Source organism: Sphingomonas sp. IC-56 (assembly GCF_021043375.1).
Classification (GTDB): domain Bacteria; phylum Pseudomonadota; class Alphaproteobacteria; order Sphingomonadales; family Sphingomonadaceae; genus Sphingomonas.
In genome coordinates, this window is record NZ_JAJNDV010000002.1 from 286,111 (window position 1) to 302,116 (window position 16,006).

Here is a 16,006-nt window from a genome sequence, read left to right on the forward strand (position 1 = left end):
GCTGCGGCGCATGCGGATGCTCGCCACCGGCCTGCTGGTGCTGATGGCGGCGGTGTTCCTGACCAGCCGGCAGTATGAAGGCCTCCATCCGGCAATCGGATTCGTTCGCGCCTTTGCCGAAGCCGCGATGGTGGGTGGCCTCGCCGACTGGTTCGCAGTGACGGCGCTGTTCCGCCACCCGCTCCACCTGCCCATCCCGCACACCGCGATCATCCCGCGCAACAAGGACCGCATCGCCGATACGATGGGGACGTTCCTGCGCGACAATTTCCTGATCCCGAAGGTCGTGGCGCGGCGGATGCAGCGGCTGGATCTGGCGGGTGCTGCCGGACGCTGGCTGGCCAACCCGGGCGAGGGCCGCGGGCGGCTGCGCGCGGGCATCGGCCGGCTGGCGGCGGACATGCTGGAGTCGCTCGACCAGGAGCGGCTTGGGGGCATGGCCAAGCAGGCGCTGGGCAATCGGCTGCGCGCGATGGCCGTCGCGCCGCTGATCGGCAGGGCGCTGGAAACCGCGATGCGCGAGGACCGGCACCGGCCGCTGCTCGACGGCATGATCCGCTGGGCCGCCAAGGTGCTGGAGGCCAATGAGCATCTGATCCGCGCAATGGTGCACGAACGCTCGGGCGCGGTGATGCGCTGGACCGGGCTGGACGAGACGCTGGCCAACAAGATCATCGACGGGCTGCACAAGCTGATCGCCGCCATGGCCGAAGAGCCCGACCATCCGCTGCGCGCCAAGGCAGAGGAAGGGTTGGCGCAGCTGGCGTTCGACCTGCAGCACGACCCCGACAAGCGCGCGCGGTTGGAAGCGCTGAAGAACGAGTTGCTCGACAATCCTGCGCTGGCCGACTGGTGGCTGGGGATCTGGGAGTCCGGGCGCGCGGCGATGCTGCGAATCGCGCGCAATCCCGATGCGATGCTAAAGGGCGAGTTCGCCGCGGCGATGCGCCAGCTGGGCGAGACGCTGCAGCGCGACGCGCGGCTTGCCGGCACGATCAACCGCTTCGCGCGGCGCGCGGCGGTGGGGGCGGCGTCCGATTATGGCGACGGGATCGTGCGGCTGGTGTCCGACACCATCCGCGGGTGGGACGCGCAGACGGTCACGGGGCGGCTGGAGAATGTCGTGGGGCGTGACCTTCAGTATATTCGGATCAACGGCACGGTGGTGGGCGGGCTGGTTGGCCTGGGGATTCACGCGGTGGATGTGTTGTTGTGAGGGATGCTTAGGCTCCCGGTATCAAGTGGGCACTAAGCTAGTCCTCCCCTGAAGGTGGAGGGGGACCAGAGAAGCTGGTGGAGGAGTAGTTCGCCTCGAGTGGCGTGGCTGGTGGATAGCTACCCCTCCGTCAGCCCTGCGGGCTGCCACAGCGCCGGGTCGCTCGTGCCCCCGGCACGAGCTTGGATTGCCGGGGCAATCCGACCCGGTGCTCCCTCCGGGGGAGGATTTTGGAGCGGGACTTTGGCTTAGGGCTGGATGGTGGGACGGCAGAGCCTTTCTTGGGGCCACTTAACAGTTCCCCGGCGAAGGCTGGGGCTCAGTTGCCATGACGCCGCGAAGGCGGGGTGCCTTTTCGGGGGATGCCGAGGCTGGGCCCCGGCCTTCGCCGGGGAACTGGTGGGGATACGGTAATGTAGAGCCCGCATGGCGCACATCCGTCATCCCGGCTTTGAGCCGGGATCCCGCTTCTTCCTTCTTCTTCCAAAGCAAGGCAGCGGGACCCCGGCTCAAGGCCGGGGTGACGAATAAACTAGCTGGTCGCCGTAGCGACCGTATCGGCTGTGGCGCCGGTCAGGACCAGTTCGCCTTGTTCCTCGCCGTCCCAATAGTGGAGGCGAGTGCCCTGGACGTTGATGAGGACGAGGCCCGGGGTATCGATGCCGTCCTTGAACCAGCGTTCCAGGTCGGGGGTCCAGTGCGCCTCGAACTGCGCCTTGTCCTGGATGATGCGGGCTTCGCCTTCGATATGGATGAAGACCGGCTTCATGCCGAGCATGCCGCCCTTGCCGTGGAAGCCGAGCCCGACCTTGGGATCGGCGCGCAGTTCGCGGACGACGCGGGTGTCTTCGCAGGCGAAGTACCAGCTGTCGCCGTCATAATCGACGTCGCGGTTGTTACTCATCGGCCGGCCGGCGATGGTGCCGCCGTCCGAATGGGTGGAAAGCATTGCGAAATCGATGTCTTTGACGATTCTCGCCAATTCGCCGAGGGTCTTGGGCATTGCGGCACTCCTTCGAAGGTCGCGCAATCAACGCCTGCCGTGGCTCTTTAGGTTCTTAGCGCCAATCGAGCAGCGGCCACCCCTTTGCCTTGGCGAGGCTGATCAGCGGCGCGTGGGCGTTGACCGCGAAGGGCTCGTCCGCCCAGGCGAGCAGCGGGGCGTCGGAAACGTGATCGGAATAGGCGCGGATATGGCAGTCGCGCCGGTCGAGCCCCTGCCCTGCCAGCCAGGCTTCTACCATCACCAGCTTGGCCGGGCCGTAGCAGTTCTCGCCATCGAGCAGCGAGAGGATGTCACCGCCCTCGCTACGCCGCGCCTGGGTGGCAACGACATGGTCGAAGCCGAGACGGCGGGCGATGCCGGCCGCGTAATAGCCGTGCGAGGCGGTTGCCATCACCAGCCGGTACCCGTCGGCGCGGTCCTGCGCGATGCGTTCGCGTGCGCCCTGGAGCACGCCATACTCCGCCTCGTGCGCGGCAAAGCCTTCGGCCACCTGCTCGATTTGCGCCGGTGTAAGGGTGCGGCCGAGCAGCAGGCGATGCGAGAATTGCTTGAGCCCGGCGCGGTCGAGCCGCTTGACCAGATAGGCCAGCCCGGCCACGCCGACGACCGGAAGCAGCGCCAGCCGCCACGGCGCGCGGCGACGGGCGGCATGGACCAGGAAGCGCGTCCAGGTAGGCGCGGCGGTGATCGTCTTGTCCATGTCATAGATTGCGAAATGCTGCATCGGCGCATCTAGACGCGGCGGAACGGGGCATGCCAGCGCTTACGCTTGCCGTGGGGAGGTAAATCGCCGAAAGGTGCAGATCATGAGGGGCAGCGCCAATTTCGAACGAATCGAGGACGGTGGCGGTACGCTGCGGTTCAGCGGCAATCTGTCGCTCGCCTGCCTGCACGACCTGCCCGACCGGCTGAACGCCGTCGACGGACCGGTTGCCAGGCTGGACCTGAGCGATGTCGAGCGGATCGACACGGTCGGCGCCTGGCTGATCCACCGTTTTGCCCGCGATCATGGCAGCCAAGTCGAGGGGCTTCAGCCCGACGAACAGCATCTGCTGGAGCAGGTAGCCGCCGCCGAGCATCCCATCGAGCTGCCGCGAAAGCATGCCGATCCGTTTACGCGGGTTCTGGGCGAGATCGGCGAGGCGGTGGTCACGGCCGGGCGGACCATGGTCGGCCTGCTCGGCTTTCTGGGCGCGACGCTGATCGCGTTCTGGAACGTGGCCAGGCATCCCAAGCGTTTCCGCTTCAATGCCACCGTGCATCGGTTCGAGGTGGTGGGCGTTTCGGCGCTTGGCATCATCGGGCTGATGAGCTTCCTGATCGGCATCGTCATCGCGCAGCAAGGCGCGGTGCAGCTGCGCCAGTTCGGCGCGGAGGTGTACACGATCAACCTGGTCGGGCGGATCACCCTGCGCGAACTGGGCGTGCTGATGACGGCGATCATGGTCGCGGGGCGATCGGGGTCGGCATTCGCCGCGCAGCTGGGCACCATGAAGCTGACCGAAGAGATCGACGCGATGCGCACGATCGGCGTGTCGCCGATGGAGGCGCTGGTGGTGCCGCGCACGCTGTCGGTGGTGCTGATGATGCCGCTGCTGGGCTTCTATGCCTCGGTGGTGGCAATCCTCGGCGGCGCGCTGCTGTCCTGGGCGACGTTGGGCATTCCGTTCATCACCTTTATCCAGCGCATCCGCGAAGTGGTGCCGCTGACCGATTTGTGGGTCGGGCTGATCAAGGCGCCGATGTTCGGGCTGATCATCGCGGTCTCCGGGTGCTATCAGGGCATGCAGGTCGAGGCCGACGCCGAGCAGGTCGGCAGCCGCACGACCATTGCGGTGGTCCAGGCGATCTTCCTGGTGATCGTGCTCGACGCGTTCTTCGCGGTGTTCTTCAGCGAGATTGGCTGGATCTGATGGCGCGGCGCGAACAAGACGAAACCATTATCCGCGTCCGCGGCCTGAAGAACGGCTTTGGCGAACAGGTCGTCCATGAGGGGCTGGACCTGGACGTGCGGCGGGGCGAGATCCTGGGCGTGGTCGGAGGATCGGGCACCGGCAAGTCGGTGCTGATGCGCTCCATCGTCGGGCTGCAGACGCCGTACGAAGGATCGATCGAAGTGTTCGGCGAGAACACGATCGGCCGCGAAGAGACCGAGGCGGTCAATATCCGCAAGCGCTGGGGCGTGCTGTTCCAGGGCGGCGCGCTGTTCTCCACGCTGACCGTGTCCGAGAATGTCCAGGTGCCGATCCAGGAATTCTATCCCGGGCTGGACGCCGCGCTGCTGCAGGAAATCGCCGCGTACAAGGTGGTGATGACCGGCCTGCCGCCCGATGCCGGGCCGAAATACCCCGCCGAACTGTCGGGCGGCATGAAGAAGCGGGCTGGGCTCGCTCGCGCGCTGGCGCTCGATCCCGAATTGCTGTTCCTGGACGAGCCGACCGCCGGTCTGGACCCGATCGGCGCGGCCGCGTTCGACGAATTGACGCTGTCGCTCCAGAAGACGCTGGGGCTGACGGTGTTCCTGATCACCCACGATCTGGATTCGCTGTATGCGATCTGCGACCGGGTGGCGGTGCTGGCCGACAAGAAGGTTATCGCCGTGGGCACGATCGACGAATTGCTCGCGCTGGATCATCCGTGGATCCAGGAATATTTCAACGGTCCGCGCGGTCGCGCCGCGGTCGCCAGTGCCGGTGAGAAGCCGGCGTCGCAGGACAAGAGGCTCTGATGGAAACGCGTTCGAACCATGTGCTGGTCGGCAGCGTCGTGCTGATCCTGTTGGCGATGCTGGCGCTGTTCATCGTCTGGCTGGCGCGGCTGGGCGGCGGCGACGAGCGGCAGTATGACATCTTCTTCAAGCAGGCCGTCGACGGGCTGAGCGCGGGTTCCGCGGTCAATTTCTCCGGCGTGCCATCGGGGCAGGTAAAGGAAATCTCGTTCTGGGCGCCCGATCCCAGCCTGGTGCGGGTGCGCGTGAGCGTGAAGCCCGAAGTGCCGATCCTGGAAGGGACCACTGCGTCGATCCAGGGCAGCTTCACGGGTCCGAGCACCGTGCAGCTGGACGGCGCGACCAAGGGTGCACCGCCGATCCGCTGCCCCGAGCAGAACCCCAAGGCGGCGTGCCCGCTGGGCGTGCCGATCATCCCGACCAAGCAGGGCGGCCTGGGTGCGCTGCTGAGCTCGGCGCCGCGGCTGCTGGAGCGCATCTCCACCCTGACCGAGCGGCTAGGCGAGCTGCTGGGCGACCGCAACCAGAACTCGATCGCCGGTATCCTGGCCAACACCAACCGGCTGACGCGTGCGCTGGCCGATCGCGGGCCGGAGATTGCCGCGACGCTGGCCGAGACGCGCATCGCGATCCAGAAGGCGGGCATCGCCTCGCAGCAGATCGGCGAGCTGGCATCGACCACCAACGGCGTGCTGGCCAACGACATCCGCCCGACGATCAACAACTTGAACAAGACGATCCAGCAGGCCGGGCGCAGCGTGGAAACGCTGGACCAGACGATCGGCGACGCGCGTCCGGGGCTGCAGGCGTTTTCCAAGAAGACCATCCCCGAAGTGGGTCAGCTGATCCAGGATCTGCGGGTCATGTCGACCTCGCTGGCCTCGGTCGCCGAAAAGCTGGACCAGGGCGGTGCGACGAGCCTGATCGGATCGCCCAAGCTGCCCGATTATGAGCCCAAGAAGAAGTGAGGACCACCATGACCAAGCGCGCCCTGATCCTCGCCCTTCCCCTTCTCACCCTGCCGCTGGCTGGCTGCATCTCATTTGGCGCCAAGACGCCGGAATCGCTGCTGACGCTGAGCCCCGCAGTGCAGCTGCCGGTGGGGGAATCGAAGCGTTCCAACCTTGCAGCGACGATTACCGTGTCGGTGCCGTCGGTGCCGCAGGAACTGGCCGCCTCGCGGGTGCCGGTGCATACCGGCGGAACCGCGCTGGCCTATGTGAAGGATGCGCAGTGGGTGGAGCGGCCGTCGCAGCTGTTCGCACGGTTGCTGGGCGATACCATCTCGGCGCAGACCGGGCGGCTGGTGCTGAGCACGCGGCAGTCGCAGCTGGATCCCGGCGCCTATCTTCAAGGTGAGCTGCGCGCGTTCGGGATCAATGCCGATACGAGCGAGGCGGTGGTGACCTATGACGCGGCGCTGACCCGCGGGCCCGAGACGGTGATCGAAAAGCGCCGTTTCGAAGCGCGGGTGCCCGTGGCGGTGGTGGAGCCCGCTCCGGTGGGCGTCGCGCTGAACCAGGCGGCCAACCAGGTTGCCGCGCAGGTTGCGGAGTGGGTTGGGCGCTGAAGGCTAACTTCGCCCCTCCTGGCGCCCCGGCGAAGGTCCGGGCTCAGTTGCCGTGTAGTTCGTTACGGCAGACCGCGCTCACAAAGTGCATTGCAGCTGGCTCCGACCTGCGCCGGAGAACTCCTCGTGGTGTACCCGCCTACTGCGCCCGGCGGATCGGCGCCTGGGCGTTGCAGATGTCGGCGCCGCCCATCGGCACGGTGAAGAAGGGCGGCTCGCGATTCTCGCGTGCGCGGATCCAGGCGGCGAAGCGGGGATTGTCGGTGGCACGGTACTGGAAGCGGGGACGCTCGTCCTCGGGCAGCTGGCTGGCGAGGCGGACCGACAGGATCGGCGTGCGCTCGCCGGCACCTTCATAGACGCCGAGCGCGCCGGTGCCGCGCGGCAGGCTGGAAAGCCATTGCATGCCCTCGATCACGCGGCCGACGACGGCGATGTTGCGGTCGAGATGGCGCGGCGCATGCCCGATGACGGTGTAGAGTTCGGCGCCGCTGCCGGTGCTGGGCGCCAGATCGCGCGCGACCCCGACCATGCCATAGCAATGGGTGAGCCACGACGCCTTGCCATCGGTGGCGAGCGGCCAGCCATCGGCGCTGTGGCCCGTGCGGGTGGCATAGCTGTCCGGCCTGGCAAGGGTGGTGACGCCGTCGAAGCGAGTCCACTCATATTCGGCAGGCGGATTGGCGATCACCAGTGGCGGCAGCGGCTTGCTCTCGGTCGCGTCGCCCCATTGCGTGACGTAATTGTCCTGGACGCGATACACGCTGGTGCCGTCCCACCAATGCGCCTGGGCGAGCTTGCGGATATTGGCGACATGCGCGGGAGCATAGCGCGGCGCGAGGCGCAGAATGGACTGGCGCCCGCCCTGAAGCGTGATGACGAGGATCTCATCGTCAGGGATCGCGCGCCAATCCGTGTCGATCGCGTCTGCCGGCGTGGGTGTCGCGGTCTGGGCATGAAGGGGCGGCGCGAGGGCGAGCGCGGCAAGCGCGAGACTGGACTTGAGCATGGGCAGAAGACTGACATGGCAAAGCCAGCTTGCCTAGCCCGCCCGCGCACGCTAGGGCCGCGCGTTCCAGAGCATGCGGAGCGGTGGCCGAGTGGTCGAAGGCGCTCGCCTGGAAAGTGAGTATACGGCAAAACCGTATCGAGGGTTCGAATCCCTCCCGCTCCGCCATTTACGCCCCTTTGGGGGCTCGCCAAAACCCCCTTAAAGCGCTATAAAACCTCATGAAATCGGGCGTTCTTCGTCTCATCGGATTTCACTCAATCCTACCACTTCCCACCACAATGTGGTGGGTAAAATGATGGGTATTTTGGGAGCGAGGGTTATGGGAAAGCTCACCGCGCTTAAGATACGCTCACTGGCTGAGCCGGGGCGATATGCCGATGGCGACGGCCTTTTTCTCGACGTGACCGGCAAAGCAGCCGGCAAATGGGTTCTTCGGATTCAGTCAAATGGGCGGCGAAGGGAAATCGGCCTGGGATCGCTGAAGAACATCTCGTTGGCGGACGCACGCGATTCTGCGTTCGTCATGCGCAAGAAGATCGCGCAGGGAATCGACCCAGTCGCGGAGCGAAAGCAGGAACGGCAGACTGTCCCGACCTTCCGTGATGCGGCCAAACTCGTGCACGAGGAGCACGAAAAGGCTTGGAAGAACGGCAAGCACCAGAACCAATGGCTTGCGACACTGACCACCTACGCCTTCCCAAAGATCGGGGACCTCACGGTGGACAAGATCGAGGGTCCCGCGATCCGGGAGGTTCTGATCCCGATCTGGCTTTCCAAGCCGGAGACGGCGAGGCGGGTACGGCAACGCATCGGCACGGTTCTCGATTGGGCTTGCGCCAATGGCTTTCGCGCAACCGAAGCGCCGATGCGGTCGCTGTCCAAGGGATTACCACGGCAGCCCAAGAAGGACGGCCATTTCGCCGCAATGCCCTATGCGGACGTACCGAATTTCGTGGAGAAGCTTGGCGAACGCGAGTCCGTTGGGCGGCTCGCGTTGGAAGCGTTCATTCTGACAGCCGCGCGGTCGGGTGAGATACGCGGCGCACTCTGGTCGGAGCTGGATTTGCCGGCCGGCCTTTGGACGATCCCCGCCGCTCGCATGAAGATGGGACGCCCCCATGTCGTGCCTCTCTCGCCCGAAGCCGTCGCCGTGTTTGAGCGCGCCAGAAGCTTCAAGGCTGGCGCGAGCGACCTGGTGTTTCCGGGCCAGAATGGGAAGAAACCGCTGTCCGACATGACCCTTCTCAAGATCCTGCGAGACATGAGCCTTCCGGTCACAGTGCACGGATTTCGTTCTGCGTTTCGCGACTGGGTTGCCGAACAGACGGATTATTCAGGGGAGATCGCAGAAGCCGCGCTCGCCCACACGGTCTCAAACAAGGCGGAGGCTGCCTATCGCCGTACCGATTTCCTCGATAAGCGTCGCCTGCTCATGCGCGACTGGGCAGCATTCTGCAGAGGCTCGAGCTTCCAGACTCGCTAGCTTAAGCAATATGACGATGTCTTGGCTCTGCATATAACCTCGCATGTCCGCTGTCCAAGGCCTGAGGACAGACATGGTTCATGCCTTATATTGTCAGCGGCGGCGCCCGACCCGACAATGAGTCAGGGCATTAGCGCCACGGGAATGGGGGTGCGGAATCGTCATGGACTGAGCAATCCCTGCTCAGGAGTTCCTCCTTGTCATTTCTATAAGTCCTTCTGCCAAATTGCTGCCAGCGCCTCTCGCAACTCCGTCGATCGTACCGCTAAAACGCGGCTGCAAACCTTTACCCGCCGTCGCATTTCCGAACCGCTGACCTCTCAATGGACGGACCCTGCACCCTCTGGTGAGACTTTCTCGCTCCAACTAGCGCGCCATGGCGAGAGTTGCTGGCTCTCACCGAATGCTGTCGCGGCCGGATGATTGTTTTGCCTGCAAAACATTTTGGGACTGGGCAACGGGCGCATAGCTGCCGGCCACTGTCAGATCCTTCGGGATGCTCGCGCGTATCGAGCGGCGCTATCGTCTTCCGAGCGACTATTTCCGCGCGAAGCTGTCAAGCGTTCGTCGTGCAACGCTCGGCCGCGAAAGTCTCGCAGTGTCCCCGTCCGAACGTAAGCGGCTGGCGTGGCATCTAACCAAGCTTGGGAGGTGCTCATTCCGTCCGCGGCGTTCAAGAACGCCATTTCTTCCTTTTTCGGTAAACGGCCCTTGCTGCCGGCGCTCACGAAGCCGAGTTCGATGACGTCTTCATGTTCACAATTCCTGGCTTTCCCCCATTGGAAGAACGTTAGGCCATGGCAGGCTCAATGTAGCGCACCGAGGCTCAGAAAATGTTATGATGCACCTTGGTCGTGGTACTCGGCAGCTCGCGGAGAGGGTTAGCCGGGCGGGAAAAGCATGATTGGACATGCGCTTGCGCAGGACCGATGTCGCGGAAGCGGCGCTGTCCGATATGTGTAAGCCCTAGGCTCCATCGTAGCGCTTGCAGGAAAATGGCATCAGGATCACGCGTGGGCTCACCGGTAGCCGAGGCGAGGCCCCCAGCTTATGGCTACCGGACCACCCTCAACTTAGTCCGCGAAATCTGGGAAGCGGCGTAAGCCCCACCCTACCCTCCCCCGCCTCAGCTCTCGCCTTCTGTTTCCGCTTCATAGCAGATGGGATGCTGCATCCACTGATTGATCGCGGACTCACGCCAGCCCGCGCAGCGGGTGCTGATCTGAATGTTCCTCGGGAAAGTGCCGTTCTGCATCTTGCGGTACATGGTCGAGCGGCTGAGGCCGGTGCGTTCGAGGACGGTTTTGAGGCGGAGGATCCTCTCGGGGGTGCTGGTCTTCATCAGCGGTTCTTACGACTGGCGCACCTGGATGGTGCTTCCTCGGCTATTTTGAACCTGCACCATGGAGGGCGAAAACTACTCTAAAGTGCTCGCAGGTACCTTTGTAGTGCAACCGGGGCCCGAGGCGGTTGGGTAATGTTCCACGGCGCGTCACGCTTGCCACGTGATCGCGCTCTACGACGCTGCGCGTCGCCGAATCTCTCCGCGGCGTCTCGTTCCATTCGGATGACGGCCGAATGACGTGAGTGCCGGCGAAGCCGGCTGAAGCGGAACGCGGGGACCAAGTGCGCGCACACTGGCGCGCTCCTGCGGAGACGCCAGGGGTCGCAGCTTCTTTATGCCGCGTGGCGCGCTCGATCCGGCCGGAAGGCGCGGCGACGGCTGGCACACGGGCGCGTGCGCACGCCGCCGCGACGGCCCGCCGGATCCGAGAGAGCGGCTTTGGTGCAGCGCCGATGACGCTGGGCAGCGCTGCGCGCTGATCGGCTGCGGACGCGCCGCTAGTCGGCGCGGCGTTGTGCCTCCGGCACTCGATCTGGCGAGTGGGCGTCACGGCCCTGTAGCCCCGCCGCGGCGTGCCGCAACCCGGCTGCGCCGGGTCTTCCACTGCGTTGCAGCCCTGCGGGTGCAGCCCGCCTTCGGTCGGCGGGGCTGTCGGTCCGCTCCTGCCGCCCACCCGCCATTCCGGCGCCGGTTGCGGTGGTTTTTAGGAGTGGGAGCGATGAGCAGGACCGAGAACCGCACGAGCATCTATGCCGAAGTGACTTCGCAAGTAATCGCCGAGTTGGAGCAGGGCCGACTCCCCTGGGCGCAGCCTTGGGATGCCGCGGCGTGCGGCTGCGCGATGCCGACAAATGCGGTGAGCGGGCGGCGCTATTCTGGCATCAACGTGCTGATCCTGTGGGCAGCGGTGATCGAGGGGGGTTACGCGTCGCAGGGCTGGCTGACCTACCGCCAAGCGCAGGCGGCGGGCGGGAACGTGCGCAAAGGGGAGCGCGGAACGACGATCTGCTATGCGGATCGCTTCACCCCCAGGGACGAGGCCGAGCGGGCGCGCGACGAGGATCGCGAGGCGCGGCAGCTGGCGTTCCTCAAGCGCTTCACCGTGTTCAACATCGATCAGTGCGAGGGGTTACCCGCTAGCTTCACGCCGGAACCACAAGTCGAACCGGCCGGGCCATTCGACTGTGTGCCGGAAGCGGATGCGCTGATGGAGGCGAGCGGGGCAGACCTCCGGATCGGGGGTGGCGAAGCCTATTACAGCCCATCTGGCGATTATGTCGCGGTGCCGCCGCAGCTGGCGTTTCATTCCAAGATCAACTGGTATCGGACGGTGCTGCACGAGCTGGGGCATTGGACCGGGCACAGGACACGGTTGAACCGCGATCAGGCCGGCGGCTTTGGCAGTGCAGCCTACGCGCGCGAGGAACTGGTTGCCGAGATGGCGAGCGCGTTCACCTGTGCGTCGCTGTCGATCCGGCCGACCGTGCGCCATGCTGATTATATCGGCAGCTGGCTGGCAGTGCTGCGCGACGACGAGAAGGCAATCTTCCGGGCAGCGAGCGCGGCCAGCAAGGCTGCCGATTTCTTGCTCGGCTTCGTCTCGAACGAGGAGGCGCAGTCATGATCCGCTGGCTGGAACTGCGGCGGATGCGGCGCGCATATTGCCAGCTCCCCGAGCGCGATCGTGCAATCTTCGGATCGGTGCGGTTCGACGATCTCGACTATGTCCAGGCCGCAGAGCTCCACGGCTGCAGCATCGAGGAGGTGGAGCGGTCCATTGCGCGGGTGCTGGTGGCGCTCGACCGCGCGGCAACGATTAGGCGCGAATGAAGCCGCGACACCTCGCCCGGCATTTGCCGGGCGAGGTGTACGTCGATGCCAGCGCAGGTTAGGATCAAAACCATGAAGACGAGCCTCGACCATCTGCCGGCGGCTAAGCAGCGCGAGCTGGAACGCGTCGTGCAAATCCTGTTTGAGGAGTTTAGTGACGCGACGGCGATTGCGACGTCGGACTGGAAAAAGAACGCGCGCATCCTCAAGGTCATTCTCTACGGCAGCTATGCGCGTGGCGGCTGGATCGACGAGCCCCACACCGCCAAGGGCTATCAATCCGACTTCGACCTGCTGATCATCGTCAACAACGACAAGCTCACCGATCGGGTCGAGTTCTGGTCGGCCGCGGAGGACCGGCTGAACCGCGAGTTGGCGATCACCAAGACGCTGCGCACGCCGGTCAACTTCATCGTGCACACGCTTGCCGAGGTGAACGACGGGCTGGCGCATGGGCGCTACTTCTTCATGGATGTCGCCCGCGACGGCATCGTGCTCTACCAGAGCGAAGACACCGAGTTCCACCAGCCCAAGCCGAAGACCCCGCCGCAGGCGCTCGCGATGGCGCGGGAGTACTTCGCCGAGTGGTTCCCGGCTGCGATGAAGCGCTTCGAAATCGCGCGCTTCGATATATCGAAAGGGTTCCTCAAGGATGCCGCGTTCGACCTGCACCAGGCAGTCGAGCGGCTTTACCACTGCGTCCAGCTAGTCTGCACCTTCTACACGCCGCATGTGCACAATCTTGGCTTCCTGCGTACCCAAGCCGAGCGGATTGACCCTCGCCTGATCGACGCATGGCCGCGTGACGATCGCGCCGATCGCGCACGTTTCGAGAAGCTCAAGGAAGCCTATGTGAAGGCGCGCTACTCGAAGCACTACCGGATCAGCGAAGAGGAGCTGGCGTGGCTCGGCGAGCGCGTCGAGGTGCTCGGTCAGGCCGTGCAGGTGATCTGCGAAGAACGCATCGCTGCACTGGAGCGCAGCGCCGCCGCGTGATCGGCGCCGGGTGCGATGCACCCGGCGCGTGGAATACGTTCAGGCTTTAGAAGAAGCGTTGGCGCGCGGCTTGCGCAGGCGTGGGGCCGATGCAGGAGCGGCTGCATTGCGTGCTGCGCGCCATTTGCGCCAAGGCCGATCTTGTGCGCAATCGCCCGGCGCGCTTCCGAGTAGCTCGGTGCCACCATCGGGTAGTCGGGCTTGAGATTGTAGCGCGCGCGATACTCTTCAGGCGTCAGGCCATTGGTCGCGACACGGCGACGCAGGGTCTTGTACGGCTTGCCGTCGATTAGCGAGACGATGTGCTCTTTGGATGCGAGCGACTTGCGCACTGACACGGCGGGCGTGAAGTCGGCCCCCCGGTGCCGCTTCTTCAGTACCCTCATCTGTCGCGGGAGCGCCGTTCGCGAGCTCGGTTACGGTCGCGTGCATGTTGCGCAAATGCAGGCCCGTCTTCGGCAGGGACCCGGTTGTTCTGATTGCCGAGCCAGGCAATCGTCAATTCAGCAGCAAGCTCGACAGCGTTCAAAGATGCTTCGTCCGACCTGATGCGCCCCTTGTCGATTTGGCAGGCAAGACGTCGAAGGCCGATGTCATGATCTATGACAAGTCTTTGAGCAATTATTCGTCATGAGGCAAATGAGTCGACACTCAAAGTTCGGACGACTAAACTGAAGGCCCGCTTGGCTCGACGCTGCCACGATACGAGTGCTTGATCGCGATCTCCGCTCCGCAACATCAAAGCGGCAGTTTCGAGAATGCCGAAGATAACGGCGCGATCGTCCTCGGTCAGCGCGACCAAATCGACCTTCGCAGTCAGGTCCCAAGCTCGATCAACTGCCGCGTCCGCTCGGGTCGCTTCACCTCCCACGCTCGCTCCTCATCACGTGCGCACTTCGCCTGGAAGGTGTGGCGCGCGGCTCTCGCCCGAGATGTTGCTCCGATCGTTCTTGTCAGCGCCTCAAGCGCTACGCGGTGCTGATTGAAAGAAGGTCACGCCGCGCTTCCGCCAGACCTCCTTGGTTGCTGTGTCAGTGGTTTCGACGGCGCTCAGCAACGCAGCGGCAAGTTGTTCTGCAGAGGGAGCGTCTGCGGCGGTCGCAAGCACCAGCTCACCTGGCTGATACAGCTTGCGTTCCTTCAGCTGCAGCGCCTTTTCGCTCAGCGCCTTCTGTTCGGACTTGTAGTCGCGCGGCTTGCGCATGGCCTTATCCACAATTGCTCGTTGAGGGCGGCTAAGTTATTGATTTCGATCAGCGTGCTTGGTGTGAAACCTTGCGGGACGTGAACGTCCCAAAGAAAATGCAATCTTTGAGGGCCCGGTTATCCGTTGCGCCAACGTTGCTTGAATAGTGTAAGTAGACCGCCGCAATAGCGATCTACACTTCTCGGCGAGGATCAACTCGCGCGCCAACGAACGTCGGCGCTTTCATCCTCTGCCTACCGCTCCGCTTCCCGCCTCTATGACGAGCGGCTGGATCGCCATCGCGCCACCTCTGGCTTGTGCCAATATAACTTTGCATTCTCCACTGAACACCAGCTATTTGATCACCATGAAAAGAATCGTGAGCGCGATGCTGATCCTCGCAACGGCTTCTTGCGGGTCAGGGGATTCCGATAGCGGCGGTGCAGTGGTGACGCCAACGCCGACTCTCACTCCAATCCCGGCGCCAACTCCAACGCCGTCCCCGACGCCCACACCCACAGCCAACACGAACTTGCTGGAGCTACGGTCCGATCAGACATTCGTGACCATCGCTGCCGCGCTGCAGTACCTGTACGACACCAACGGCCAGAATATTCGTAACACGAAGAGCATAGCGCCGGCGGATGGTACGCTGCTGCGCTACGCCGCCTCAGACGGTAGTTACACCTACCGCATCGAAAACGGGTTCATCATCGCTCAAAGCGAAGACGTTGCGTTCGCGGCCAATAGCACGGCCGCCTGTGACGAGAATAACAGCGTGACATGCTACGGCGCTGCCTTCACTTTTCAGCGCTCGAACGCAGCGACCTGGGGACTGCACCGTTTCACACCCAGTCAAGCGGCCAATCCTCCAAGCTTACGCTATCTCACCTTCGGCAGCGTGGACCGTGCCGCTGCCGACCGATTCACGGGAAGGCAGCAGTATGACGCGCGGTACTTCGCATACGGCTTCCCGACAGCTGTCGCAGGTGTTCCTAGCGGCGGGTCAGCAAGCTATTCAGGCCCGCTAATCGGCCGCGCCACCGGAGACAGTCCGGCGAGTTTCCCACGCGATTTCGAGGGTGCGCAGTATAAGCTGACAGGAACCTTCATCCTTGAAGTCAACTTCGGGGCGAACACGGCAAGGCTTTTAGTTGTGTTTCAGGGTACTCAGTTTGATTGCCGGGTAACTTGTGGCGCTCCGATCACCTTACAGTTCGAGGCGCAGGGCAACCTCTCTGGTGGCGCAGCGTCGTTCCAGTTGCCCGGCGGAAGCGCCGGGTTCCTTCTAGGCGGCCCTGCGGCTGAAGAAGCCGGCGGGAGCTTTGTATTCAGCGCAAACGATCCAAGCGACACTCGCCGAGCCTTAACCGTTGCGGGTAGCGCTGCTGGTAAGCGCTAACAGCCCCACCACCCGACGAGTCATTGGGTGAGATAAGTTCAGTCAGGAAGGCGGGAGCCTGCGCTCAAGTGGTTGCGCGCCATCTTGACTGCGAGTGAGTCACACAGATATTGCTGCGAGAGGTTGGGCGAAGCATGCGGATTTTTCGCTACTTGAAGTGCATTTTCGGACGAAAGCACCATTTCAAGGCAAGTCATAAATACGTCGGAATGCAGACATGCATGCACTGTAG

General features: G+C 64.1%; 16 protein-coding genes, 1 tRNA gene and 1 pseudogene. 11 read left to right on the forward strand and 7 right to left on the reverse strand.

Annotated elements, in window-relative coordinates:
- The first annotated feature begins 10 nt into the window (after positions 1–10).
- Positions 11–1,216 (forward strand): DUF445 domain-containing protein, encoded by a 1,206-nt coding sequence (locus LQ953_RS04470; RefSeq protein WP_231029469.1) that lies wholly within the window; start codon positions 11–13, stop codon positions 1,214–1,216.
- Between the two features lie 532 nt (positions 1,217–1,748).
- Here the strand turns inward: LQ953_RS04470 and LQ953_RS04475 are convergent.
- Positions 1,749–2,219 (reverse strand): pyridoxamine 5'-phosphate oxidase family protein, encoded by a 471-nt coding sequence (locus LQ953_RS04475; RefSeq protein ID WP_231029470.1) that lies wholly within the window; start codon positions 2,217–2,219, stop codon positions 1,749–1,751.
- 55 nt (positions 2,220–2,274) lie between these two features.
- The gene (locus LQ953_RS04480) at positions 2,275–2,946 is read right to left on the reverse strand and encodes an HAD family hydrolase (protein ID WP_231029471.1); all 672 of its coding nucleotides are present in this window, start codon (positions 2,944–2,946) and stop codon (positions 2,275–2,277) included.
- An 82-nt stretch (positions 2,947–3,028) separates the two neighbouring features.
- Between LQ953_RS04480 and LQ953_RS04485 the strand changes: the two genes are divergently transcribed.
- The 4 genes from LQ953_RS04485 to LQ953_RS04500 are packed head-to-tail and all read left to right on the forward strand — an operon-like array spanning position 3,029 to position 6,520.
- On the forward strand, positions 3,029–4,135 hold the full coding sequence (locus LQ953_RS04485; RefSeq protein WP_231029472.1) for an ABC transporter permease: 1,107 nt from the start codon (positions 3,029–3,031) through the stop codon (positions 4,133–4,135).
- Entirely contained in the window at positions 4,135–4,950 is an 816-nt protein-coding gene (locus tag LQ953_RS04490; protein ID WP_231029473.1) for an ABC transporter ATP-binding protein, read from the forward strand. The genes LQ953_RS04485 and LQ953_RS04490 overlap by 1 nt, the downstream gene beginning before the upstream one ends.
- The gene (locus LQ953_RS04495) at positions 4,950–5,918 is read left to right on the forward strand and encodes an MlaD family protein (protein WP_231029474.1); all 969 of its coding nucleotides are present in this window, start codon (positions 4,950–4,952) and stop codon (positions 5,916–5,918) included. Before LQ953_RS04490 ends, LQ953_RS04495 begins: the two co-directional genes overlap by 1 nt.
- An 8-nt stretch (positions 5,919–5,926) precedes the next feature.
- The gene (locus tag LQ953_RS04500; RefSeq protein WP_231029475.1) at positions 5,927–6,520 is read left to right on the forward strand and encodes an ABC-type transport auxiliary lipoprotein family protein; all 594 of its coding nucleotides are present in this window, start codon (positions 5,927–5,929) and stop codon (positions 6,518–6,520) included.
- Between the two features lie 139 nt (positions 6,521–6,659).
- Here the strand turns inward: LQ953_RS04500 and LQ953_RS04505 are convergent, their stop codons facing one another.
- Entirely contained in the window at positions 6,660–7,529 is an 870-nt protein-coding gene (locus tag LQ953_RS04505; protein WP_231029476.1) for a peptidylprolyl isomerase, read from the reverse strand.
- A 77-nt stretch (positions 7,530–7,606) separates the two neighbouring features.
- On the opposite strand from LQ953_RS04505, the gene LQ953_RS04510 reads away from it, so the two are divergent.
- Positions 7,607–7,697, forward strand: a tRNA-Ser gene (locus LQ953_RS04510).
- Positions 7,698–7,851: 154 nt separating this feature from the next.
- Entirely contained in the window at positions 7,852–9,015 is a 1,164-nt protein-coding gene (locus tag LQ953_RS04515) for a tyrosine-type recombinase/integrase (RefSeq protein WP_231029477.1), read from the forward strand.
- 1,126 nt (positions 9,016–10,141) lie between these two features.
- Here LQ953_RS04515 and LQ953_RS04520 read toward each other — a convergent pair.
- Entirely contained in the window at positions 10,142–10,357 is a 216-nt protein-coding gene (locus LQ953_RS04520) for a helix-turn-helix transcriptional regulator (protein ID WP_231029478.1), read from the reverse strand.
- 721 nt (positions 10,358–11,078) lie between these two features.
- On the opposite strand from LQ953_RS04520, the gene LQ953_RS04525 reads away from it, so the two are divergent.
- The 3 genes from LQ953_RS04525 (at position 11,079) to LQ953_RS04535 (ending at position 13,186) form a co-directional block, all read left to right on the forward strand.
- Positions 11,079–11,984 (forward strand): ArdC family protein, encoded by a 906-nt coding sequence (locus LQ953_RS04525; protein ID WP_231029479.1) that lies wholly within the window; start codon positions 11,079–11,081, stop codon positions 11,982–11,984.
- On the forward strand, positions 11,981–12,190 hold the full coding sequence (locus LQ953_RS04530) for a sigma-70 region 4 domain-containing protein (RefSeq protein WP_231029480.1): 210 nt from the start codon (positions 11,981–11,983) through the stop codon (positions 12,188–12,190). Before LQ953_RS04525 ends, LQ953_RS04530 begins: the two co-directional genes overlap by 4 nt.
- Before the next feature lie 72 nt (positions 12,191–12,262).
- Positions 12,263–13,186: a HEPN domain-containing protein gene (locus LQ953_RS04535; protein ID WP_231029481.1), complete on the forward strand. Its 924-nt coding sequence runs from the start codon at positions 12,263–12,265 to the stop codon at positions 13,184–13,186.
- A gap of 121 nt (positions 13,187–13,307) precedes the next feature.
- On the opposite strand, the pseudogene LQ953_RS16400 reads toward LQ953_RS04535, so the two are convergent.
- The 3 genes and pseudogenes from LQ953_RS16400 to LQ953_RS04550 all read right to left on the reverse strand — a co-directional run.
- Positions 13,308–13,736: pseudogene (locus LQ953_RS16400) on the reverse strand (MucR family transcriptional regulator); the annotation flags it as partial.
- Between the two features lie 78 nt (positions 13,737–13,814).
- Positions 13,815–14,057 carry a conjugal transfer protein TraD gene (traD, locus tag LQ953_RS04545; RefSeq protein WP_330999375.1) on the reverse strand — a complete coding sequence of 81 codons (243 nt, stop codon included), beginning with the start codon at positions 14,055–14,057 and terminating at the stop codon, positions 13,815–13,817.
- A 90-nt stretch (positions 14,058–14,147) separates the two neighbouring features.
- Positions 14,148–14,390, reverse strand: a complete 243-nt coding sequence (locus tag LQ953_RS04550; protein ID WP_231029482.1) for a conjugal transfer protein TraD — start codon at positions 14,388–14,390, stop codon at positions 14,148–14,150.
- A 544-nt stretch (positions 14,391–14,934) separates the two neighbouring features.
- Here LQ953_RS04550 and LQ953_RS04555 point away from each other — a divergent pair.
- Positions 14,935–15,774: a hypothetical protein gene (locus LQ953_RS04555; RefSeq protein ID WP_231029483.1), complete on the forward strand. Its 840-nt coding sequence runs from the start codon at positions 14,935–14,937 to the stop codon at positions 15,772–15,774.
- Positions 15,775–16,006 lie beyond the last annotated feature (232 nt).

Coding starts and splice junctions, on each gene's coding strand:
- LQ953_RS04500 (WP_231029475.1), top strand. CDS start 5,927: ATGACCAAGCGCGCCCTGATCCTCGCCCTTCCCCTTCTCACCCTGCCG.
- LQ953_RS04530 (WP_231029480.1), top strand. CDS start 11,981: ATGATCCGCTGGCTGGAACTGCGGCGGATGCGGCGCGCATATTGCCAG.
- LQ953_RS04505 (WP_231029476.1), bottom strand. CDS start 7,529: ATGCTCAAGTCCAGTCTCGCGCTTGCCGCGCTCGCCCTCGCGCCGCCC.
- LQ953_RS04495 (WP_231029474.1), top strand. CDS start 4,950: ATGGAAACGCGTTCGAACCATGTGCTGGTCGGCAGCGTCGTGCTGATC.
- LQ953_RS04490 (WP_231029473.1), top strand. CDS start 4,135: ATGGCGCGGCGCGAACAAGACGAAACCATTATCCGCGTCCGCGGCCTG.
- LQ953_RS04470 (WP_231029469.1), top strand. CDS start 11: ATGCGGATGCTCGCCACCGGCCTGCTGGTGCTGATGGCGGCGGTGTTC.
- LQ953_RS04480 (WP_231029471.1), bottom strand. CDS start 2,946: ATGCAGCATTTCGCAATCTATGACATGGACAAGACGATCACCGCCGCG.
- LQ953_RS04525 (WP_231029479.1), top strand. CDS start 11,079: ATGAGCAGGACCGAGAACCGCACGAGCATCTATGCCGAAGTGACTTCG.
- LQ953_RS04485 (WP_231029472.1), top strand. CDS start 3,029: ATGAGGGGCAGCGCCAATTTCGAACGAATCGAGGACGGTGGCGGTACG.
- LQ953_RS04535 (WP_231029481.1), top strand. CDS start 12,263: ATGAAGACGAGCCTCGACCATCTGCCGGCGGCTAAGCAGCGCGAGCTG.
- LQ953_RS04550 (WP_231029482.1), bottom strand. CDS start 14,390: ATGCGCAAGCCGCGCGACTACAAGTCCGAACAGAAGGCGCTGAGCGAA.
- LQ953_RS04520 (WP_231029478.1), bottom strand. CDS start 10,357: ATGAAGACCAGCACCCCCGAGAGGATCCTCCGCCTCAAAACCGTCCTC.
- LQ953_RS04515 (WP_231029477.1), top strand. CDS start 7,852: ATGGGAAAGCTCACCGCGCTTAAGATACGCTCACTGGCTGAGCCGGGG.
- LQ953_RS04475 (WP_231029470.1), bottom strand. CDS start 2,219: ATGCCCAAGACCCTCGGCGAATTGGCGAGAATCGTCAAAGACATCGAT.